This window comes from Halobacterium sp. DL1, from assembly GCA_000230955.3.
In the GTDB taxonomy this organism is placed as follows: Archaea; Halobacteriota; Halobacteria; order Halobacteriales; family Halobacteriaceae; genus Halobacterium.
Genome location: CP007060.1, coordinates 1,179,177 through 1,200,225 on the forward strand (window position 1 = coordinate 1,179,177; position 21,049 = coordinate 1,200,225).

The 21,049-nt window shown below is 69.0% G+C and carries 27 protein-coding genes; 12 read left to right on the forward strand and 15 right to left on the reverse strand.

Translation table 11 applies throughout. The features are described from left to right. The first annotated feature begins 60 nt into the window (after positions 1-60). Positions 61-336 (forward strand): ArsR family transcriptional regulator, encoded by a 276-nt coding sequence (locus HALDL1_07640; GenBank protein AHG03486.1) that lies wholly within the window; start codon positions 61-63, stop codon positions 334-336. Here HALDL1_07640 and HALDL1_07645 read toward each other — a convergent pair. Continuing rightward, positions 333-704 (reverse strand): HxlR family transcriptional regulator, encoded by a 372-nt coding sequence (locus HALDL1_07645; protein ID AHG03487.1) that lies wholly within the window; start codon positions 702-704, stop codon positions 333-335. The two genes, HALDL1_07640 and HALDL1_07645, sit on opposite strands and share 4 nt — an antisense overlap. Before the next feature lie 150 nt (positions 705-854). On the opposite strand from HALDL1_07645, the gene HALDL1_07650 reads away from it, so the two are divergent. From HALDL1_07650 to HALDL1_07680, 7 genes are all read left to right on the forward strand, one after another. After that, positions 855-1,619, forward strand: coding sequence for a hypothetical protein (locus tag HALDL1_07650; GenBank protein ID AHG05230.1), 765 nt, complete (start codon positions 855-857; stop codon positions 1,617-1,619). Between the two features lie 25 nt (positions 1,620-1,644). Beyond that, positions 1,645-2,262, forward strand: a complete 618-nt coding sequence (locus HALDL1_07655) for a uracil DNA glycosylase (protein ID AHG03488.1) — start codon at positions 1,645-1,647, stop codon at positions 2,260-2,262. A gap of 31 nt (positions 2,263-2,293) precedes the next feature. Then, a complete protein-coding gene (locus tag HALDL1_07660) occupies positions 2,294-3,241 on the forward strand; it encodes a metallo-beta-lactamase (protein ID AHG03489.1) in 948 nt (315 codons plus the stop codon). Positions 3,242-3,304: 63 nt separating this feature from the next. Continuing rightward, positions 3,305-3,874, forward strand: coding sequence for an alkyl hydroperoxide reductase (locus tag HALDL1_07665; protein ID AHG03490.1), 570 nt, complete (start codon positions 3,305-3,307; stop codon positions 3,872-3,874). Positions 3,875-4,022: 148 nt separating this feature from the next. Further along, positions 4,023-4,601, forward strand: coding sequence for a hypothetical protein (locus HALDL1_07670; protein ID AHG05231.1), 579 nt, complete (start codon positions 4,023-4,025; stop codon positions 4,599-4,601). A 105-nt stretch (positions 4,602-4,706) separates the two neighbouring features. Then, positions 4,707-5,654 (forward strand): small mechanosensitive ion channel protein MscS, encoded by a 948-nt coding sequence (locus tag HALDL1_07675; GenBank protein ID AHG03491.1) that lies wholly within the window; start codon positions 4,707-4,709, stop codon positions 5,652-5,654. Positions 5,655-5,694: 40 nt separating this feature from the next. Then, complete coding sequence (locus HALDL1_07680) at positions 5,695-6,357, forward strand: O-methyltransferase family 3 (GenBank protein ID AHG03492.1); 663 nt, start codon at positions 5,695-5,697, stop codon at positions 6,355-6,357. Between the two features lie 3 nt (positions 6,358-6,360). On the opposite strand, the gene HALDL1_07685 is transcribed toward HALDL1_07680, so the two are convergent. From HALDL1_07685 to HALDL1_07705, 5 genes are all read right to left on the reverse strand, one after another. Beyond that, entirely contained in the window at positions 6,361-6,594 is a 234-nt protein-coding gene (locus HALDL1_07685; GenBank protein AHG03493.1) for a hypothetical protein, read from the reverse strand. Positions 6,595-6,656: 62 nt separating this feature from the next. After that, positions 6,657-6,971, reverse strand: a complete 315-nt coding sequence (locus tag HALDL1_07690; protein ID AHG03494.1) for a hypothetical protein — start codon at positions 6,969-6,971, stop codon at positions 6,657-6,659. Positions 6,972-7,008: 37 nt separating this feature from the next. After that, positions 7,009-7,464: a bacterioferritin comigratory protein gene (locus HALDL1_07695; GenBank protein ID AHG03495.1), complete on the reverse strand. Its 456-nt coding sequence runs from the start codon at positions 7,462-7,464 to the stop codon at positions 7,009-7,011. Positions 7,465-7,495: 31 nt separating this feature from the next. Beyond that, positions 7,496-7,813, reverse strand: a complete 318-nt coding sequence (locus tag HALDL1_07700) for a branched-chain amino acid ABC transporter permease (GenBank protein AHG03496.1) — start codon at positions 7,811-7,813, stop codon at positions 7,496-7,498. Further along, on the reverse strand, positions 7,810-8,496 hold the full coding sequence (locus HALDL1_07705) for a branched-chain amino acid ABC transporter permease (protein AHG03497.1): 687 nt from the start codon (positions 8,494-8,496) through the stop codon (positions 7,810-7,812). Before HALDL1_07705 ends, HALDL1_07700 begins: the two co-directional genes overlap by 4 nt. Positions 8,497-8,622: 126 nt before the next feature. Here HALDL1_07705 and HALDL1_07710 point away from each other — a divergent pair, with 126 nt between their 5' ends. Further along, complete coding sequence (locus HALDL1_07710) at positions 8,623-8,850, forward strand: hypothetical protein (protein AHG05232.1); 228 nt, start codon at positions 8,623-8,625, stop codon at positions 8,848-8,850. 24 nt (positions 8,851-8,874) lie between these two features. On the opposite strand, the gene HALDL1_07715 is transcribed toward HALDL1_07710, so the two are convergent. Further along, positions 8,875-9,846 carry an ornithine cyclodeaminase gene (locus tag HALDL1_07715; protein ID AHG03498.1) on the reverse strand — a complete coding sequence of 324 codons (972 nt, stop codon included), beginning with the start codon at positions 9,844-9,846 and terminating at the stop codon, positions 8,875-8,877. 229 nt (positions 9,847-10,075) lie between these two features. Between HALDL1_07715 and HALDL1_07720 the strand changes: the two genes are divergently transcribed. Then, a complete protein-coding gene (locus HALDL1_07720) occupies positions 10,076-10,327 on the forward strand; it encodes a hypothetical protein (protein AHG05233.1) in 252 nt (83 codons plus the stop codon). A gap of 28 nt (positions 10,328-10,355) precedes the next feature. On the opposite strand, the gene HALDL1_07725 is transcribed toward HALDL1_07720, so the two are convergent. Continuing rightward, positions 10,356-10,808 carry a hypothetical protein gene (locus HALDL1_07725; protein AHG05234.1) on the reverse strand — a complete coding sequence of 151 codons (453 nt, stop codon included), beginning with the start codon at positions 10,806-10,808 and terminating at the stop codon, positions 10,356-10,358. A 174-nt stretch (positions 10,809-10,982) separates the two neighbouring features. Here HALDL1_07725 and HALDL1_07730 point away from each other — a divergent pair, with 174 nt between their 5' ends. After that, entirely contained in the window at positions 10,983-12,134 is a 1,152-nt protein-coding gene (locus HALDL1_07730) for an FAD-dependent oxidoreductase (GenBank protein ID AHG03499.1), read from the forward strand. Between the two features lie 30 nt (positions 12,135-12,164). On the opposite strand, the gene HALDL1_07735 is transcribed toward HALDL1_07730, so the two are convergent. After that, a complete protein-coding gene (locus tag HALDL1_07735) occupies positions 12,165-13,538 on the reverse strand; it encodes an electron transfer flavoprotein (GenBank protein AHG03500.1) in 1,374 nt (457 codons plus the stop codon). A gap of 85 nt (positions 13,539-13,623) precedes the next feature. On the opposite strand from HALDL1_07735, the gene HALDL1_07740 reads away from it, so the two are divergent. Further along, positions 13,624-14,907 carry an NADH-dependent flavin oxidoreductase gene (locus tag HALDL1_07740; protein ID AHG03501.1) on the forward strand — a complete coding sequence of 428 codons (1,284 nt, stop codon included), beginning with the start codon at positions 13,624-13,626 and terminating at the stop codon, positions 14,905-14,907. On the opposite strand, the gene HALDL1_07745 is transcribed toward HALDL1_07740, so the two are convergent. From HALDL1_07745 to HALDL1_07770, 6 genes are all read right to left on the reverse strand, one after another. After that, on the reverse strand, positions 14,892-15,551 hold the full coding sequence (locus HALDL1_07745; protein ID AHG03502.1) for a type 11 methyltransferase: 660 nt from the start codon (positions 15,549-15,551) through the stop codon (positions 14,892-14,894). The two genes, HALDL1_07740 and HALDL1_07745, sit on opposite strands and share 16 nt — an antisense overlap. A 48-nt stretch (positions 15,552-15,599) precedes the next feature. Further along, positions 15,600-15,914 (reverse strand): hypothetical protein, encoded by a 315-nt coding sequence (locus tag HALDL1_07750; GenBank protein ID AHG05235.1) that lies wholly within the window; start codon positions 15,912-15,914, stop codon positions 15,600-15,602. Next, positions 15,914-18,280 (reverse strand): peptidase S45, encoded by a 2,367-nt coding sequence (locus HALDL1_07755; GenBank protein ID AHG03503.1) that lies wholly within the window; start codon positions 18,278-18,280, stop codon positions 15,914-15,916. Before HALDL1_07755 ends, HALDL1_07750 begins: the two co-directional genes overlap by 1 nt. 80 nt (positions 18,281-18,360) lie before the next feature. Beyond that, complete coding sequence (locus HALDL1_07760) at positions 18,361-18,987, reverse strand: fructose-bisphosphate aldolase (GenBank protein ID AHG03504.1); 627 nt, start codon at positions 18,985-18,987, stop codon at positions 18,361-18,363. Next, positions 18,987-19,685 (reverse strand): hydrolase, encoded by a 699-nt coding sequence (locus HALDL1_07765; protein ID AHG03505.1) that lies wholly within the window; start codon positions 19,683-19,685, stop codon positions 18,987-18,989. Before HALDL1_07765 ends, HALDL1_07760 begins: the two co-directional genes overlap by 1 nt. Before the next feature lie 54 nt (positions 19,686-19,739). Further along, positions 19,740-20,990 (reverse strand): glutamate dehydrogenase, encoded by a 1,251-nt coding sequence (locus tag HALDL1_07770; protein AHG03506.1) that lies wholly within the window; start codon positions 20,988-20,990, stop codon positions 19,740-19,742. Between the last annotated feature and the right edge of the window lie 59 nt (positions 20,991-21,049).

Here is a 21,049-nt window from a genome sequence, read left to right on the forward strand (position 1 = left end):
AAGTGGCTCACACGACCGTTACCGAGTGCTAAAGGGGGTGGCGTCCCGAGTACCGGGTAGATGACCACGACTGACGAACTCGTCCAGGACCTGCCGCCCAGCGCGAAACTCGTCTGGAAGGTACTGGAGTACAACGGGGGACTCACGCAGAAACAGATCGTCGAGAACTCCCGGCTCTCTCAGCGTACCGTCCGGGACGCGCTCGACCGGTTGCAGGAGGCCGACGTGGTCGAGAAGGACATCTACATCCCTGACGCGCGCCAGAACCTCTACCGCCTCTCCCTCGACGAGGAGGAGGCCGAGTCGGAGTCCGAGGCCGAAGTCGCCCTCGACTAGACCAGCGACGCCCCTTCCTCCTCGACGGGTTCGAGGTGCTCGTTCCCCCACTCCGCCAGCGACATCACCACTGGTTCGAGGGACTCACCGAGGTCCGTCAGCGCGTACTCGACGCGGACGGGTTTCTCGCTGACGATGGTCCGGGAGACGATGCGCTTCTCTGTCAGGTCCTCGAGGTTCTCGGAGAGCACCTTGCTGGAGATGCCGTCGACCTCCGACTGGAGGTCGTTGAAGCCGAGCGGCCCCTCCGCCAGCAGTCGATGGATGATGACGGGATACCACTTCTTCCCGACGAGTGACGCCGTCGCGGTGATCGAACACCACGAGTCTCCGGGACACCACGCGGGTAGCCGCTCGCTGTCGTCCATGCCCGTAGGTTGGGACGGACGGAAGTTAAGGCTACCTCACGATAGCTACTTACCTTGTAGTAAGCCCAGGGAGTCGATGCTCCCAGAACCACCACCGTCGGCGGTCGCAGTTGCAAACTGATAAGTTCCGGACGGGAGACGCAGCCGACGATGCCCTCCCTGCTAGCCCGTGCGTCCCGCGTCGCGGGGCGCGTCTCCGAGTACGCCCTCGTCCCCCTCGCTCTGACGCTGTTCGCGTTCGGCAAGGTGGCCGCCGCCGTCGACCCGTCGAGCGTCGGCGTGAACGTGAAGCTGTCCTTCCCCGCGGACGTCGCCACGCTGTGGACCGTCGTCGACCCGCCCGCACAGGGCGTCGCGTTCCGCAGTCCGACGCCGCTGCTGTTCGTGCCCGTGTTTATCGCCGTCGAGGCAGCGGTGGTCGCGGGCTACCTCGGCGGCATCCGCGACGCCCACCGCGACCGCGACCCGGACTTCGTGGCGGCCGTCCGCGACCACTGGCTCTCCATCCTCGGCATCAGGGTCGTCCAGTTCCTCCTGTTCGGTGGCCTCGCCCTGAGCCTGCTCGCCGGCGGTGCCGGCGTCCTCCTCGTCCTCGGCGTCCCGCTGCTGCTCGTGGTCGGCTACCTCCTCTGGGCGGCGCCGTACCTGGTCGTCTTGCGGGACACCGACGCCCTGACGGCGCTCGCGGAGAGCGCGTCCCTCGCCGTCGAGGGCGGCGACTACCCCGCGTTCTCTGCCGGTTACGCGGTCGCCGTGGCGGTCGCTTCGGTGGTGGTCTCGCCGCTCGTGACCAGCGCGGGCATCGTCGGCGTCCTCGTCGGCGCGGCGCTCGTCGCATACCCGTCGCTGGTTGGGACCGCGGCCGCGACCATCGTCGTGGACGCCGCGGCCGCCGCGGCGTCTCGCGGCGCTTAAGACCGACTACCGTCTACGGTGGGTCGTGCAGAACGTCACGGACCGGACGAGCAACCCCTTCGACATGCGGCCGCCCTGCGACGCGTTCGTCCCCGGCTACGGCGACGCGAACGCCGATTTCCACGCCATCGGCGACCACCCCGGAATCCACGGCGGCGCGGAGACGGGCGTACCGCTCACGGAGACACCAGCGGCCGAGCGGTTTCGGGACGCGCTCGCTGCCGTCGGCCTCCTCGACGAACACGCCGAACCCGCGAACCTGTTCCTCTCGTACCTCCACGCCTGCGTCGCCGAGGAGACGCCCTCGGAGCGCGAGTACACCGAACTCGAACCGTTCTTCGACGCGGAACTCCGGGCCATCACCGCCCACGTCCTGCTCCCCGTCGGGGAGCGCGCGACCCGTCACGTCCTCCGGGAGTACACCGCAATCGACCCGGACAGCGTGACGCTCGCCGACGTCCACGCCGAGGAACTCCACGGGAGCGGGTGGCTCGTGGTGCCAGCCCTCGACCCCGCGGAGTGGACCGACGCCGACGAGACGGCCTACATCGACGCCCTCGCCGACATCCGGGAGTCCGACTACTTCCGGGAGGCCGACCTCGGTCGGTTCCTCGTGGAGTCGGAGCGATATCTGGTCAGATAGTGATTTATCCGCCCGCCTGCTAGCCAGCGGTGTGCACCACATCCAGTTGACGAACGCCGCCTTCGAGGGGCGGAACAGCATCTACCTCCTCGGGGCGGACGACGCCGGCGCGCCGACGACGCTCGTCGACACCGGCATCGCCACACCGGCTGTCGAGGCCGAACTCCGGGACGCGCTCGCCGACGGCGGCGCGTCGTTCGCGGACGTCGACCAGGTGTTGCTCACCCACTGGCACCACGACCACTCCGGTCTCGCCGGCGCCATCCAGGCCGAGAGCGACGCCACAGTCTACGCCCACGAGGCAGACGCGCCGCTCGTAGCCCACGACGCCGGCGCCCTCGACGCGACGGAGTCCGCTCGCCTCGAGTGCCTCGACCGCTGGGGGATGCCCGCCGAGAAGCAGCGCGAACTGGAGGCGGTCTTCGACCGGCACGCGGACCTCGCTGGGGACCCGGTCGACGTCACTCCACTGAGCGACGGCGACAGCGTCTCGCTCGGCGGCTTCGACGTGGAGGCGGTCCACCTCCCCGGTCACGCCGCGGGTCTGGTCGGCTACCAGTTCGAGCGCGACGGCCGCCGCGAGGCGTTCGTCGGCGACGCCATCCTGCCGAAGTACACGCCGAACGTCGGCGGCGCCGACGTCCGCGTCGACCGGCCGCTCGCGCAGTACCTCGCCAGCCTCGAGCGCGTGCAGTCCCTCGACTGGGACCGCGCGTGGCCCGGCCACCGAGGCCCCATCTTCGCGCCGAACGCCCGCGCCCGCGACATCGCCGCCCACCACGACGAACGCACCGAGCGCGTCCGCTCGGTAGTCGCCGAGCAGGGCCCCGTCTCCGCGTGGGACGTGAGCGCGGAACTGTTCGGCTCGCTGTCGTCCATCCACATCCTTCACGGGCCGGGCGAGGCGTTCGCTCACCTCGACCACCTCGTCCACGAGGGCGAACTCGAAGAGACCGAGGACGGCTACGTCCTCGCCTGAGCGGACACCGTCTCAGTTCCGCGAGCACAACTGTCTTTGTCCGCGCTACTCGTACGTCCGTGCATGGTCGAGATGGAATCCGACGCCGAACTCGAGGCGGGCGACCCGGCGCCGGGCTTCGAACTCCGCGGCACCGACGACGAATCGTACGCGCTCGCGGACTTCGCGGACCACGAGGCGGTGTTGCTCGTGTTCACCTGTAACCACTGCCCGTACGCGAAGGCGAAGTTCGACGTGCTCAACGACATCGCCGCCGACTACGACGACGCCGCTGTTATGGGCGTCAACCCGAACGACGCCGAGGAGTACCCCGACGACTCCTTCGAGCGCATGCAGGAACTCGTCGACGAGGGGACCGTCGACTACGACGCCTACCTCCACGACGAGTCCCAGGACGTCGCTCGCGCGTACGGCGCGACGTGCACGCCCGACCCGTTCCTCCTCCGGAACGCGGGGGACGGCTTCGAACTCGCGTGGCAGGGCCGCCTCGACGACGCACTGAATCCGGACGACGAACCGACCCGCCCCGGCGGCGACATGCGCGACGCCATCGACAGCGTCCTCGCCGGCGAGGACGTCGAGAAGGGGGACCTGCCGTCGCGCGGGTGCTCCATCAAGTGGCGCGGGGAGTGACGCTGTCGGGCGGTCCGCGCCCTGTACCCGGAGCGCCGGAGAGTATCCCCTGAGATGGAAGCCCAGGCGATGGTGGTGGGGCCACGACGGCAGTCAAGGTGCCGGGTGACCTACAGATATTTGTCGCTGGCATCGACATCTTGGTCCGATGTACCGCTCCCTCCGGGACGCAGCGACGACAGTCGGCAGTGTGGCCGTCCTGCTGGTCGTCGTCATGTTGGTCTCGTCAGACACGAAGACGGTTGTCGCGCTGATGGTATTCTGTGTCGTTGGGTGGGTTTTCAGCCGAGCTTACCGGTCGTCCAGCACGGTGGGTGCCGTCCGCGCTCGCCTGTCGCCGCGTGCGAAACGTGCTATCGGCGTGGTCGTCCTCATCGGAGTCGTCATCGTCGTGGCCGACGAGCTCGACGAGGTGGTCGTTCTGGCCGTCGCGGGCCTGTTCGGCTACGTCGGGTATCGGGCCGGCAGCGTTCTCCGCGGGGCGTGGCACGGGACTCTCGGCGGCATCCTGGGGTCCGTGTGCCTCGTCGTCCTCCTCGGCGTCATGTTCCTCCTCGCAACCGTCGTGGGCGTCGACGGCGCCCGAACCATCGCACTCAAGACGCTGGTTGCACCGCAGGTAGTCGGGTTCGTCACACTGGTGTGGAGCGTCTTCGTGGTCGTCCTGGGCGGCGTTGTCGGCCTAATCAGCGGTAGTGTCGGCGGGGCCTTCGCGCGGTTGTTCTGACGCGGTGCTGTGAGATTCCCGTCGACGGTGGGTGCGGGAGCGACCCGGCTCTCCACGTTGTGCGGACGTCGGTAGCTCTTTGCCCGTCCGCCGCCACGGTCCGCCGTGACCCGTCGTGGTACGCTCTACGTGCTCGCCGCGCTCGCCAGTGGCGTCCTCGCGGCCGTCCTCCCGCCAATTCTCGGAACTGCCGTCGACACGACGTACCCCCTCGCGCTCGTCGCGGCCCGTGGGCTGAGCGCCGTGGGCGTCGCGTTCGCCGTCGCCGCGGGCTACCACGTCGTGACGACGCTCGCGCTGCCCGCCTCGATGGACCGCCGCCGCCGACACCGCGTCGAGTCCGTTCTCCGTCTCGTCGCCCTCGTCGTCGCCGCTATCGCCGTGCTCGGGGTCGTCACGGACCGCTGGGTGCCCGCCCTCGTCTCCCTCGGCGTGGCGGGCGTCGCCATCTCCTTGGCGCTCCAGCAGCCCCTGTTGAGCCTCCTGGGCTGGGTGTACGTGATGACCAAGCAACCGTTCCAGGTCGGTGACCGTGTGCGCATCGACGAGTCGAAGGGGGACGTCATCGACGTCGACTACCTCGTCACGACGCTGTGGGAGATCAACGGCGAACTCGTCTCCTCGAACCAGCCCTCCGGCCGGCACATCACGGTGCCCAACAGCGTCGTGCTGACGAGCCACGTCGTCAACTTCAGCCGCGATGAGTTCCCGTTCGTCTGGAACGAACTCTCCGTCCAGGTCTCCTACGAGACGGACCTGGAGTTCACGCAAGAACTGCTCCGCGAGACCACCGAGGAGCATCTCGGAGAGACGATGCACCGGGAGGTGGCACGGTTCCGCGAGCAACTCGCGGAGACTCCCGTCGAACTGGAGGTCCAGGACCGCCCGAGCGTCAACATCGCCCAGAATGAGTCGTGGGTCGAACTCCGCGTTCGATACCTCGTCAGCCCCAAGCGCGCCCAGCGCACTCGCAACGAACTGTACGAGCGCATTTTCGAGCGACTCGATGACCACCCCGAGCGCGTCAGCTTCCCGGTCAGTCGGAGCCGCTGAGGGCACAACCGCTAAGGCCGGGGACGCCGACATTTCGCCCATGAGCCTGGTGCTCGACGACACCGCGGCGGCATTCCTGCGGGCGGCGAACCCCGGCCAGTCGTCGCTGCTCGCGGAGATGACGGAGTACGGCGAGTCTCAGGGGTTCCCTACGGTCGGCCCGGACGCCGGCCAGTTCTTCAGGGTCGTCGCGACGCTCGCCGGCGCCGAGCGGATCTTCGAGTTCGGCTCCGGGTTCGGCTACTCGGCGGCGTGGTTCCTCGGCGCGCTCCCCGCCGACGGTGAGATCGTGCTCACGGACTACGACGATGAGAACCTCGCCGACGCCCGCGAGTTCCTCGGCCGCCTCGACAACGACACCGACGTCCACTTCGAGGCGGGCGATGCACTGGAGACGTTCGAGAAGTACGACGGCCCGTTCGACGTCGTTTTTCTCGACCACGACAAGGAGCGCTACGCCGAGGCGTTCGACCAGGCAGTAGCGAAACTCGCCCCGGGCGGCGTCGTCGTCGCGGACAACATGATGGCCGGCCCCGTGGAGACGGGCGACGTGACCGCCACCCTCGACGGCGCGCCAGCACCCGACGACATGACGGAGGGAATCGCGTCGTACATCGAACACGTCCGAGACCACCCCGACTTCGAGACGGCGTTCGTGCCGCTCGGCGAGGGCGTCGCGGTCAGCGTCGAAAACGAGTTCTGAGCGTCAGGCGTCGGCTTCCGGGCCGGAGCGATGCTTGAACGCCTCGACGCGGGAGAGCGCGGCGTCCTCGCTGCCGACGGTCACGCGCTCGTAGGCCGACCCCTCGGGCGCCTGCTCGAGGCGGTCGAAGGTGACAGCCCACTCGCCACGCGCGGTCTGGCGGAGACGAATCACCGCGTAGCCGTCTTCGCGCTCCCACTCGCGACCGCTCCGTCGGTCGAGCTCCTCCCACTCCATGGCCCCGGGTTGGGACGCTCAACTCCTAAACCCCGCGGTATCCGGCACGCAGTTCCGATTCGCTACTCCTCGACGCGCTCCAGGACGACTCCCTCCGCGAACCCGCCCCGTTCGTCGGCCTTCTCCGCACGCAGTTCCGCCAGTTCCTCGGCGTCCACGTCGTGGGCTTCGCGGAGAGCAGCCACCACCTCGAGGACGTCGGCGAGTTCCTCGACGTCGCGGCTCTCCGCGTACTCGGCGGCCTCCTCAGTCAGTTTGTCTGCGAGGCGGTCGCGGTACGCCTCGCCCTCGGCGCGGTGCGTCACGGGCGTCTCGTCGTCCTCGCGGACCACCCCCGGGATGCGGTCGCGGACCAGTTTGTCGTACTCGCGGCTCACGGCGCAGCCATCGTCGACCCGGGAGAAGAGCGTGTCGCTACTCGACGACAGCGAGCACCTCGTCGGCGTGCTCCTCGGGGTCGACGCCCTCGAACACCGCCGCGAGGTCGCCGTTCGGGCCGACTACGAACGTGTTCCGGAACGTGCCGACGACCTCGTTGCCGAAGATGGTCTTCTCGCCGTAGGAGTCGTAGGCGGTCGCCACCTCGCCGTCCTCGTCGCTGAGCAGGTCGAAGGGGAGGTCGTACTTCTCCTTGAACGCCGCCAGGTCGTCGACGGGGTCGTCGCTGATGCCGAGCACCGTCACGTCGCGGTCGGCGTAGTCGTCCCAGCGGTCCCGGAAACTGCACGCCTGCGTCGTGCAGCCGGGGGTGTCGGCCCGGGGGTAGAAGTAGACGACAGTGTAGCCGCCCTCGGAGTCCGAGAGGGCCACCGTCTCGCCGTCCTGGTTCGGGAGTTCGAAGCCGGGCGCCGTGTCGCCTTCTGCGAGCATACGACGCCTTCGGACGCCCCCACTGAAGCAGTTACGGTAGCAGCGAGAGTGCGTACAGCACCCCCATCCCCACGGCGACGGTGGCGAGCATGTCCTCGGTGTACCACGCGACACCCGCCGCGACCAGGCCGGCGAGCAGGCGGTCGTTGCCCAGCGAGACGGCGAACGACCCGTCGCTGAGGAACAGTTCCGGCGCGACGAGCGCGGCAAGCACCGCGGGCGGAACGAACGCGAGAGTGCGCTCGACGCGCGCCGGGACCTCGTCCATCCGACCGAACAGCGTAACGAAGGACACCCGGAAGATGTACGTCCCGACAGCCGCGGCCAGGATGACCAGCCAGAGTCTCACTGGCCCACCCCTGTCGCGTCGACGACCACGCCCGCCACGACGCCGCTGAGTGCGGCGATGACGATGCCGAGGTTCATCGGCACGCCGACGGCGGCGAGCGCGACGAACCCGCCGACGGCGGCCGCGACTGTCGTCGGTTCGTCGGTTATCGACGGGACCAGGAGCGCGAGGAAGAGGAGGGGGACCGCGAACTCTAGCTGGAACCCGTCAGGGATGCGGTTGCCGACCAGCACGCCCACCACCGTGCCGAGGACGTACATCCCGTAGATGGCGGCGGAGACGCCGAGGTAGTACGACAGCCGGTCGGTGTCCTCGTCTCGCTCGTACTCGGTGACGGCGATGGCGAACGTCGTGTCGACGATGAACTGACAGCAGATGAGCCGCCAGCGCTCGGAGAACCGCCGGAAGTAGGGCGCGATGGCGGCGCTGTACATCGTGTACCGGACGTTCACCACGATCGCCGTGAGGGTGACGACCACGAGGGGCGACCCGCTGTTCAGGAGGTCGATGGCCGCGAGCTGGGCCGCGCCGCCGAAGATGAGCGCAGACATCGCCACCGCCTGGACGTCCGTGAAGCCGGCCTGGACGGCCGCCGCGCCCGCGACGAACCCGAACGGGATGTTGGCCGGCATCGCCGGCATCGCTCCCCAGATTCCCGACAGGAAGTCGGCTCGTTCGGTCATTGACGCGGAGTAGTCGCCGGGGCGTGAAAGAAGGTTGTCGTTGCGGCAGGGCCAGAACCGACGGCGAAGCCGAGAGACGGGAGTTTCCACCGGAGCGCTCCGCGTGAAAACGGGTACGTCAAACCGGTGCGGTCACAACTCTTCGCCCCTGACCTCGTCGACGAGATGTTCGACCGCATCGACGACGTCAACGACGCTGGCACCTCCATCCTGATGGTCGAACAGAACGCCAAGGAAGCACTCCGGCGCTGCGACCGCGGCTACGTGCTCGCGCAGGGCGAGAACCGCTACGAGGGCCGCGGCGACGAGCTGCTGGGCGACGACGAAGTGCGCCAGCAGTTCCTCGGCGACTGAGGCGCCGTTCTTCTCTCCGCGACGTCAGAGCGATTGCTCCGTCCCCACGTCAGCGTCGCGGGCAGCGTCGTACACCTCGGAGGCGGCAGCGACGTCCAGCACCGCGGTGCCGACGCTCTCGACCACCAGAATCTCCTCGTCGCTCTCGCGGCCCGCGGCCCCCTCTAGCACTTCGGAGAATGGAATCAGGTTGCCCTCTTCGAGAGTCGACGAGAGCAGGTCCCCGATTCCGGCGACCTCCTCGGGCACGTCCGCGAACACGCGGGCGGCGCGGTCGAACACCGCGGGCTCGAGTTCCTGCATCTCGGCGTTGTACGAGCCGACGGCGACGACCAGTGTTCCTGGCTGCAGTGCCGCCGCGGGGAACACGGGGTCGGTACTCGTGGTCGCCGTGACGACGACGTTCGCGTCCTCGACGGCCGCTTCGGGCGACTCGACGGCGGACGCGTCGATGCCGTGGTCCCCGAGGTCGCTCGCGCAGTCGTGTTTCGAGTCGCTCGGCGAGTAGACCGAGACCGATTCGACGTCGGTGAGCGCGTCGATGGCCCTGGTCTGCCAGCGGGCTTGCGCGCCGGCGCCGAGGACGCCGAGTCGGACCGGCTCCACGGCGAGTTCGCGGGCCGCGAGCCCACCTATACAGCCCGTGCGGGCGTTCGTGATGCGGGAGCCGTTCATGAACGACAGCGGCTCACCGGTCCGGGCGTCCGTGAGCACGATCTGGGCGTGTATCGTCGGCAGCCCTCGCTCCGGGTTGTCCTCGTAGACGCCGACGAGTTTGGTCGCGAAGTACGATCCTCCGTGGACGTACGCCGGCATTACCAGTCCCATCCCGGGAGCGTCCGCCGAGTCGAGGCCCGCTCCGACCGGGTAGTGTGGCCGGTCGGGGCGTTCGACCTCGTCGTTGCCCTGCTTGACGAGCGCGCGCTCGACGACGTCCGCCAGCGACTCGAGGTCGAGGATGTCGCCGACGTCCTCGTCCGACAGTACGAGTACCATAGTCGAGAGGACGCGAGCCACCGGGTTAGGGTTTTCCCGGGGCTCGTCGCACGCGCAGGTGGTCGAGGGACGCCACGCTACTCGCCGGGTGTCACAGCCTACTCCCGCACTCTGTGTGCGTCCCACGGCGCTGGTTGACCGTCTGCGAGTAATCCCGTCCTACGTCAGCGGCCGAAGGGGTTATACAGTGTCCTCCCAAGAGAGCTACGAAGCGGTACGAGCAGAACCAATGGACAACAAAATTGGACTCGACGTCGACGCCTTCCTCCGAATGGCCCGCCGGTTCCCGGTACGAACGGGCATCTTCACGTTCGCACTACCACTGTTCGCGCTCTTCCAGCTGGTGAACGGTCTCGTTCACGGCGGGTCGCTGGAGTTCATCGCCCTCTTCGCGGTGCTCACTGTCGCGTGTTCGGTGCTGCTCGCTCAGTACCAGGTGGCCGTCTTCCGCCGGCGGCGGCTCACCCGCGAGCGCGTCTGAACGACGCCGGTCGAGAACTGCCGGGGCGTCAGGTCGTGGTCCGCCGGACGTCCTCCTGGTTGTCGCGGACCTTGTAGGCGCTGTAGGCGCCCAGAACGATGGCCGCCAGGCCGACGATGATGTCGTTCCAGAAGCCGGCGGCGTTCACCGCCTCGGTGGCTCCGGCGTCGGGGCCGACCAGGAACGGCGCAGCGACCAGCCAGAGACCGACGAGCACGGCGATTATCGCCGCAGCGACGTTTCCGAGTCGCTCGTCAGCGCGTCTAGAGTAGTTGTACGCCCCGACGGCGAGCAGGAGCGCGCCAACCGCGACGTCGTTCCAGAACTGCCCCGTCGACAGGTCAAGCAACAACACCTGGACGATCATCCACGTGCCCAGCAGTGCGATGAGTGCCGACACCCACTTCCCGCTCTCGTCGGGGTTCGGGTCGTACTCTCTGGTCTCAGTTCGTACGTCGTCGTCGCGTTCTGTGTGACTCATGCGTGTGCCTCCAGTTCGACCTTCGCCTCTCAGTTGCAAAAGGACGAAGCCTAGGGTATTAGCCAACCAGGCCGTGCCGTTCCCGCTGATTCGGCCGATTTCGTATGCCAGAAACAGCGAGCGATCGACCTGGCCCGGTAGATTTATTCGCGTCACGGAGGGAGGATAGTTCACATGGACGTTGTTGTCGTCGGCGGCGGAATCGTCGGACTGTCGTCGGCTCACTACCTCGCCGAGCGCGGGGTGGACGTGGTGCTCTGCGAGAAGGGGTCGCTGGGTTCGGCGAGCACCGCACGCTCCGCCGGCGGCATCCGGAGCCAGTTCTCCACGTCGGTGAACGTCAGGCTCTCGGAAGCCAGCCGCGAGGTGTGGGACGACTTCGAGGCGACGTTCGGCGTGGACATCGAACACCGGCGCTGTGGCTACCTGTTCCTCGCGCGCAGCGAGGAGACGGCCGGACAGTTCCGGGAGAACGTCGCGATGCAGAACGACCTCGGCGTGGACAGCGTCTTCCTCGACCCGGCTGACGCTGTCGAGCACTGCCCCGGTCTGGAAGCCGAGAAATTCGTCGGCGCAACCTACAACGCCACGGACGGGTTCGCGGACCCGAACCTCGCCGTCCAGGGGTACGCGACGGCGGCCCGCGAGGGCGGCGTCGACATCCGGACGAACACGGCGGTCAGTGACGTGCTCACGGACGGGGACCGGGTCACGGGCGTCGAACTCGCCGACGGCGAGCGCCTCGACGCCGACTTCGTCGTGAACGCCGCTGGCGCGTGGTCGGGCCCGCTGGCCGCGATGGCCGACGTCGACCTTCCCATCGAACCCCACCGCCGACAGATTGCAGTCGTCGAACCGACCGAACCCGTCGCGGAGACCAACCCGCTCACCATCGACCTCGACAGGGGATTGTACTTCCGGCCGGAGCGCGACGGCGACGCGCTCGTCGGCGGCCACTTCGGCGGGGACGACGACCCCGTCGACCCGGACCGCTACTCGGAGTCGATGGACATCGACTGGGCCGCGACGGCCGTCGAACGCGCCGCCGACTTCACGACGTACTTCGACGGCGAGTCCCGCATCAAGCGCGGGTGGGCCGGCCTCTACGCCGTCACGCCCGACCACCACGCGATTCTCGAGGAGTCCGCTCCAGGGTTCGTGACGGCCGCCGGCTTCTCCGGGCACGGCTTCCAGCACGCGCCCGCCGTCGGCAAGATCGTCGCAGAGATCTGCGTCGACGGCGAACCGTCGCTGACGGACGTCGACGTGCTCTCCAGCGAGCGCTTCGAGGCGGGCGGCGACGCTGTCGAGTGGAACGTCGTCTGAGAACCGAGTCGGTTGAGCTGCTCTGCCCGCTCAGAACTGGTAGTCCGACTCCCGGACCTGGGCGTACTTCTTCTTCCGGTAGCGGAACTTCGCGCGCTTGTACTGGGCATATAGTTTGAGCCCGCCGGCCGCCGAGCGGGCGTTCGACTTCGAGATGAGCTTCCCGCTCTCGTTGGACTCCAGCATCTTGCGGGTGATGCGGATGGTCCGGTCCCAGTCGGCCGGCCCGTACTCGCCGACAACGTCGGCCATCGCGACGTTGCGCCGAATCTCCGTCCCGATGGCGTCGTGCCACGCGTCGTTGTAGTCGGCGAGTCGGCCCTCGGCGGCGAGTTCACCGGCGAGCAGGCCGGTGCGGTGGGCGACGTGGTCGCCGCCCTCGTGGAACGCCGAGGTGGTGCCCATCGCCCCGCCGACGACGGCGATACCGGCCGCCGTTGGTGACTCGATGGGGCGCGTCGAGGAGATGGGGTACGTCTCCGTGCTCTTGGACTTCCCGTGGCCCTCGACCAGCGGGAAGTCGGCCTCGACGTCGTACTCGTCGCCGTACAGTTCCTCCAGCAGGCGACGGATGTAGACGCCGCCGGAGGGGATCTTCTCGTCGTCCTCGCGGAGCAGTCGCCACTCGCTGGCGTCGAACTCCTCGACGTCCATCCCCATCGGCATCGTGAGGCCGACGCGCACCACGTTGTCGCGGTTCGGGAACACCCAGGGGTAGGCCGTCTCGCCGGGCATCCACCCCCACCAGAACTTCATCGAGTCCGCGTCGAACAGTTCGTCGGGGAACCGCCGGTACTCCTGGTAGGCGATGTGGTTCGCAGTGGGCGGGGAGAGCAGTTCGCTGGCCCGTTTCCCGTCGGGCAGCAGCGGGTCGAGGACGCGCATCGTCACCTGGCGCTGGGGGCCGTCCGCGAGCACCAGATACTCCGTCGTCACCGCCTCGCCGTCGCCGAGTCTGAGCGTGTGGCTGTGGCCACCCGCGAGGTCCGAGTCGACCGACTTCACGGTCGTGCCCACGACGTACTCAGCGCCCGCGTCCTCCGCTCGAGAGCGGAGCCAGTCGTCGAACTTCGCGCGGTGGAAGGTGAAGCCGAAGCCGTCGTAGTCGGCGTCGATGCCTGTGCGGTCGACCGACACCCGTTCGGTGGGGCCGATGAACTCGGCGTCCTCGAGTTCCTGTTCGATTACGTCCGCGGGGATGTCCTCGAACTCCAGGTCCGCGATGTCGAGCCAGTAGTCGAGGAAGCCCGCGGCGTCCGTCGAGTCCGGTCCGAGTCCCTCCCGGTCGGCCCGGGGCACGCCCTTCTCGTAGACGACGACGTCCGCACCTCGCTCGGCGGCCGCGTAGGCGGCAGCGGACCCGGCCGGTCCGCCGCCGACGACGGCCACGTCGACGTTGGTCATAGTCGCCAGTCACCGCGCTGTCCTTAAAGTGCTTCGAGTTTTCACGCCCACAGCGCTCAAGCGGCCCGCGCCCGTCACCACAGCTATGCCGCGTCTCGACGACCCAGTGGACGTGGGCGGCCTCGGCCTGCCCAATCGCCTCTACCGCGCGCCACTGCTGGAGTGCGCGGGCACGGACGCGGACACAGCGGAGACGCTCGTCGCGGACCTCGAACCCGCGGCCGCGTCGGGCGCCGGCCTCCTCTGCCAGGGGGCGACCATCGTGCGCGGCGAGAGTGGGTGTGCCGCGCCGAACATGACCCGCGTCCACGACGACGCGTTCGTCGCCACTCTCTCGCCAGTCCCCGAGGCTATCGAGGCCCACGGCGGCCGCGTGTTCGCGCAACTTGCCCACGGCGGCCTGCGCTCGATGGAGGTGTGGCACGCGGGCTACCGCGACGCCCACCCTGACCTCGACCAGTTGGCCGTCTCCCGGCCGCCGCCTTCGATGCGACTCGCCGACCGCATCGGCTTCCTCGACCTCTCCCCGCACGTGCTCTCGACCGACGAGGTGTACGAACTCGCGGCCGACTTCGGACGCGCGGCCGAGCGACTCGCGGACGCCGGCTACCACGGCATCCACGTCGCCGGCGCGAACATGGGCCTCGTCCAGCAGTTCCTCTCCCCGTTCTACAACCGCCGCGACGACGAGTTCGTCGACGGTTTCCGGTTCCTCGAACGCCTCCACGACGAGGTACGGGCCCGCACGGACGTCCCCCTAATCGCCAAGATTCCCTCGGAGTCGCAGGCGCCGCGGGTGATCCGTCGACGCCTCACCGACGACGACTGCGTCCGACTCTGCGAGCGCGCCGCGGCCATCGGCTTCGACGCCGTCGTCCCCGTCTCCGGGAGCGTGTTCTGGGACATGCACGTCGTGCGCGGCGAGTACCCCGAGCGCGCGTGGCGGGCGACCCAGTTCCAGTCGGGGTACGCCGAGGCGTTCGGCGGTCCGTGGCGCGCCCGCCTCGTCTCGCTTGCCAACCGCCTCCAGGCCCGAAACGCCACGTTCGAACCCGCGTGGAACGCCGACCTCTGCCGGCGCGTCCGGGAGCGCGTAGATATTCCTGTGATGCTGGAGGGCGGCGTCCGCGAGCGCGACCGAATGGACCGCTTGCTCGGCGACGCCTGCGACCTCGTTGGGATGGGGCGGCCGTTCTACGCCGAACCCCGACTCCCGGCGCGCCTGCTCGACGGCGGCGCTGCGGTCTGCGAGAACTGCAACAACTGCACGGTCCCCCAGGTCACTGGCGCCCCGGGCATCTGTCGCACGCCGTCGGTGCTCGCCGAACGCGGCCGCCTCGAACGCGAGAACGCCTACGACCGCGACTGACCCGCGAACAGGCGGACGAAGCCGCCGGCCCGTCGCTCGTCGCGGGTGAGCCGTGCGTACTGGGCCATCGCCCCGCGCGCGTCGTCGATGCGGCGGTCGAGTTCCGCGGCGGGGTCGTCCTCCCCCTCGCCCGGGGACCCGGCCGCGACGAACGCCTCGAAGCCGCGGTTGAGCGGTCGCGCGAACCGGCGGTCGCTGCGGCCGGCCTCGAGCACGGCGACGTGGCCGTCCGGTGCGAGGCGGTCGACCCACTCCCGGACGCCGGCGACGGGGTCGGGGAGCAGGCCGACGACGAACGACCCGAGTATTCCGTCCACGTCGTCGACCGGCGGCCGGCCGGCGTCGCCGCGGACGAGGTGGACGTTCCGCCAGTTCGACCGCTCGACGCCCGCCTGGGCCTGCGAGAGCATCTTCGGCGTGAGGTCGACGCCGACGACCGTCCCCTCGGGACCGACGCGCTCGCGGAGGTAGCCGAGGTTCGCGCCCGTGCCACAGCCCAGGTCGACGACCGTGTCGCCCGCGGTCAGCGCGAGTGAGTCGGCGGCCTCGGCGCGGAGGCTGCCGAGGCCGGGGAGGAGCCGGCTGAACCAGTCGTACGCGCGGGCCCAGCGGCCGTAGAACGCCTGCGTCTCCGCGAGAGTCACGCCACTACGTTCTACGGGCCGTCACAAAAGTCCGCGGGCCCGTTGGGTTCAGTCGACGCGCTGGACTGGCTTGAGGCCGTAGGCGAGGCTCCCGACGAGTCCGAGCACGAGCGGGATGGCGAGACTCACGTACAGGAGCTGTCCCGACCCCCAGTACGCCGCCAGCCTGCCCGCGTCCGAGAGCACTGCGAGGAAGACGACCCAGGCGAGGAGGCCGAACCCGAGGCCGGCGGCGAGCGCGCGCGACCACGAGCGGGCGAGCGCGCCGACCAGGACCCCCCCGACGAGCAGGCCGACCCAGTGGAACCACGCGACGGCGAGCCCGACGACGGCAGAGACCCCCATCCAGGCGAGGCGCCGCATCAGTCGCCACCCCCGAACTCCACGCGAGGCCCCCCGAACGTCCGGTCGAACGCGTAGTAGTCGCCGGCCGCCCAGGCGGCTAGCTGGTCGTCGTACTGGCCGCTGAACGGGTCGCCGTCGTTCCCGCCCGGGAGCACGACAGTCGCCTCCCCGTCCATCGGGACGACCATCCGCCAGCTGCTCCCCACGTCGCTGTCCCGCCGGAAGTTGTTCACCGTCGCGGCGGAGCCGTCGGTCGGCATCTCCGGATAGTTGAGGAACGACTGGTCGAACGGGTGCGAGAGCGCGACGACGTTGTAGTCGCCGTACGTCTCCCAGCCCTCGCTGTCCACGCGGCCGGCGGCCGCGTCGAGGGCCGACTGCATCGCCCCCGAGGCGCTCGCCGGCGTCGCCTCCCGGTCGAACCAGGCGGCGTCCTCGGGGAGGGTGACGGTCACCCAGTCGCCCGGCCAGTACTCCTCGCCGAGGCCCGCGGCGTCGAACCCCTCGCGGTAGAGTTCTTCGCGGTAGGCGTCGAGGACGACGGCGAACGCGAGTGCGGCCTCGCTGTCCCGGACCATCCGGTAGTCCCACTCCGTGAGCGCGTCGAACGGTGCGCCCGCACTCTCGACGTCGACGGCGTCGAGGAGCCGCGGAACCAGCCGACGGGCGCGCGTGTCCAGAGCGTCGCGCTGGAGGTCGCGCATGTCCTCAGGAGTCACGTCGCCCGCGGCGGTCCATTCGTCGAGCAACTCGTAGATGCGCTCGCCGCGGAAGGGTGCCGAGAACGACTCCCCGAGGTAGTACTCTGGGTCGTCCAAGATGCGCTGATTCGCGGTGGCGACGTACCCGGCGTTCAGGGCGCCGGGCTTCTCCTCGAAGGGGACGAAGCCCTCCCACGACGACTCGCCGTATGGCGTGAATCCCGCCCACTCGCCCTCGCCCGCGGAGCCGTCGAACACTCGCCAGCCGGGAACCGCTTCGCCGTCGACGCGCCGGACGGGGATGCGGCCGGTCACCTTGTAGTAGGTGTTCCCATCGCGGTCTGCGTAGACGACGCACTGCGTCGGCAGGTCGAACTGCCGCGTCGCCTCGCGGAAGTCGTCGACTCCGTCGCTGTGGGCGTACGCGTGGATGGCGTCGGTCGTCGCGGTGGCGGTGAGGCCAGTCCACGCGACGCCGACCCGCTCTCCTTCCCGCTCCACGATGGGTCCGTGCACCGTCTTCCGCTTCGTGACGGTGACGTCCTCGCCGTCGGCCACCTCGATGGAGTGGTCCTCGGTGTCGAACTCGCGCCACTCGCCCTCGTAGCGGTAGCGCTCGCCGTCGGTCTCGTACTCGTAGACGTCCAGCACGTCCGCGCCGGCGTTCGTGAATCCCCACGCACCGGCGCGGTTCTCGCCGATGATGACGAACGGCACGCCGGGGAACGTCACCCCCCGAACCCAGTCCTCGGGGCCGTCGAGGTGCTGCTGGTACCAGACCGGGGGCGCGAGCAGGGAGAGGTGGGGGTCGTTGGCGACGATGGGCGCGCCGCTCTCGGTGTGGTCGCCGCTCACGACCCAGCTGTTCGACCCGACGCCGTCCGGGGACTCGAACGACGAGAGCCAGTCCGTGAGCGCCGCACCCGGACTCCCGCCTGTGTCGCCGAGTTCGCCCGTGAGCGAGTCGACGGGACCGGCGTCCGCGTCGCGGAGAATCGGGCTGTCGTGGTCGAGTCGCCGCGGGAACAGTTCTTCGTAGCCGTCACCGAGCGCGTTTCGGAGGCGTGCGCGGCGGAGCGTCTCGAAACTTCCGGTCAGCGTCCACGATATCTGCAACTGCAGGATGAGCGTGTCCGCCGGCGTCCACGGCGCCGGTTCGTAGTCCAGCAGTTCGAACTCGAGTGGGTAGCGCTGGTCGTCGCGGGCGGCGTTGACGCCCGCGGTGTACGCCTCCAGAATCCCGGCGACCTCGGGATTCCGGGACTGGAGGGCCGTCCAGTTCGCGTCGGCCGCCCGCGCGAAGTCCATCCGGACGTGGAACTCGTCGGAGTCGAGGGTCGCTTCGCCGACGACGGCCGACAGCTGTCCGCGCATCAGGCGGCGCTGGAGGTCCATCTGGAACAGCCGGTCGGTGCCGTGGGCGTAGCCGACCGCGTAGTAGAGCGCGCGCTCGTCGTCGGCGCGCACCTCGGGCACGCGGTGCCCGTCGTACTGGAGGGTCGCGGAGCCGTACGGGCTCTCCACTTCGTCGGGGGTCTCGTCGGTCGTCGACCGCCAGACGTCCCCTGACAGCGGCGCGAACCGGTCGAGGTAGCTCGCGGCCGGCGTGAAGAAGCCGCCGGCCGTCACCCCGCCGACGACTGCCGCCACGAGCCCGCGACGGAGGGTGTCGACTTCGTCCATGCCTCCCGAGTGACGGCCCGCGACGTATAACTGTACAGGTCGGCTCGCCGACAGGCAGGAGGAGGGGAGTGCGAGGCCGTCTACTGCCCGTAGGACTCGAACTTCTCCTCGACGGTCGCCAGTTCGTCGTCTGAGAGCCGGTTCGGCTCGCCGTGCTCGCGGGCCTGCAAGTAGAGCCGGCAGAGGTTCTCGACGTGGACAGTGTTCTCGACGGCCGACGGGAGGTCCTCACCGACGACGACGAGGCCGTGGTTCGCGAGGATGCAGGCCTTCGAGTCGGCGTCTTCCATCTCGCTCACGACGAGTTTCGCGAGTTCGTCCGTGCCGTAGGGCGCGTAGCCCGCGACTGGCACCGAGCGGCCGACGGCGGTGATCATGTAGTGGATGGGCGGGAGTTCCTCGCCGAGCACCGCGAGCGTCGTCGCCCACGTCGAGTGCGTGTGGACGATGGCGCCCGCGTCGAGGCGCTGGTAGATGCCGGTGTGCATCGGTACCTCGCTCGTCGGCTTCATCTCGCCGGCGACCACCTCGCCGTCGAGGGAGACGACTGGGACGTCGCTGGCGTCGAAGCCGTCGTAGGGGACGCCGGTCGGGGTGGCCGCGAACTCGTCGCCGCGGCGGACGCTCAGGTTCCCCGTCCGGCCGGGCGTGAGGTCGCTCAGCAGCGGTGCGTGGTCGACGACGGCGACGCGTTCGCGGGCGAGCATCAGTGTACCAGACCCGTTAGCTCCCCGAACTCCTCAATCCTGTGGTCCGGGCGCTGGTGCTCGTCGAGGTCCGTCGCGTCGCTGTTGAACAGCACCGTGGTCAGCCCGAGCGCGTTGGCGCCAGCGATGTCCGCCGTCGGGGAGTCGCCCACCATCACTACCTCGCTCGACCGGACGTCGAGTTGCGCTATCGGGAGGGTGAACATCACGCTGCTGGGCTTCTCGCGGCCCGTCTCCTCGGAGGTGACGACCAGGTCGACGTGCTCCTCGATGCCGAGTCGCTCTATCTTCTTCAACTGGATGCGCGTCGTGAGGTTGCTCACGATGGCGACGTCCACGCCGGACGCCTGGAGCGATTCGAGGGTCTCGACGACGCCGTCGAACAGCTCCATCTCCTCGACGTACGTCTCCCAGTACGCCTCACCGAGCGCGAGCGCGTCCCGGGCGCTGTGGGTGCCGGCGTGCATCTGGACGGCGCGCTTGAAGTAGAGAAACCGCTCGTGGGCGGAGGCGGTGCCAGCGAGTTCGCGCTTGACCTCCCGGCGGCCCGCCTGATAGACCTCCTCGAAGTCATCGCGGCTCCACTCGTAGCCGAGTTCGCGGGCCGTCTCCCAGGCAGCCCGCTTGCCGGCCTCGTTGCACTCGGGGTACGGGTAGAGGGTGTCGTCGAGGTCGACGAACACCGCCTCGTAGCTCATGCCCCAGCGTTCCACGCTCTATGGGTTAACTTCTGGGTCTATCCCGGGACGGCGTTACGGGAACAGGCCGCGGTACTCGTGGGCGGAGGCGGTGCGCTCGAGCGCGATGGTGTACGCGGCGGTGCGCAGCGTCGGGATTTCCTTCTCCTCGTAGGCGGCGAGCGTCTCGTCGAAGGCGTCCGTGATGCGGGCCTCCAGGTCGTGGTGGACCTCCTCGAGTTCCCAGGAGTACTGCTGGCTGTTCTGGACCCACTCGAGGTAGGAGACGATGACGCCGCCCGCGTTCGCGAGGATGTCCGGGACGACGGGGATGCCGCGCTCCTCGAGGACGTTCGCGGCGTCGAACGTCGTCGGCCCGTTCGCGGCCTCGACGACCACGTCGGCCTGGAGCCGTTCGGCGACGTCGACGGTGATGACGTCCTCGATGGCCGCCGGAATCAGCGCGTCGACGTCGAGGGTGAGCAGGTCGTCGTTCGAGATGGAGCCCGCGTCGTAGCCCTCGAGGCGGCCGGCGTTGCCCGCGACGTAGTCCAGAACGTCGTCCACGTCGAGGCCGTCCGGGTCGTAGATGGCGCCCGTGACGTCCGAGACGGCGACGACGTTCGCGCCGCGCTCGTCGAGCAGTTTCGCGGTGACGCTGCCGACGTTCCCGAAGCCCTGGATGGCCACGTCGGCGTCGCGCACCTCGGTGTCGAAGTACTCGAACGTCTCCTCCGTGATGATGGCGACGCCGCGACCGGTCGCCTCGGTGCGCCCGTCGGTACCGCCGATTTCGGTCGGTTTGCCGGTGACGACCTCCGGGACCGCGTACCCCTGGTAGACGGAGTACGTGTCCATGATCCACGCCATCGTCCGGGGGTCGGTGTTCATGTCCGGTGCCGGGATGTCCGTGTCCGGCCCGATCATGCGCCGGATGCCCTCAGTGTACCGGCGCGTGAGCTGTTCGATTTCGCCGTCGGAGAGCTCCTTGGGGTTGCAGATGATGCCGCCTTTCGCGCCGCCGAACGGGAGGTCGACGAGCGCCGTCTTCCAGGTCATCCAGCCCGCGAGCGCCGACACCTCCTCCTGGGAGACGCTCGGGTGGTAGCGGATGCCGCCCTTGTAGGGGCCGCGTGCGCTGTCGAACTGGCAGCGATAGGCCTCGAACACCTCGACGGTGCCGTCGTCCATGCGGACGGGGAGGCTGACGGTGAGTGTGCGTTCGGGGGACTGCAGCCGTTCGTAGATGCCGTCGTCGATGTCGACGTACTCCCGGGCCTCTTCCATCTGCGCGAGCATGTTGTCCAGCGGGCCGCTCTCGGTCATACTCTCGCAAAATTTGCGGCCCGTACAAGTGAGTGCCGTATCGGACCCGCCGTGCCACG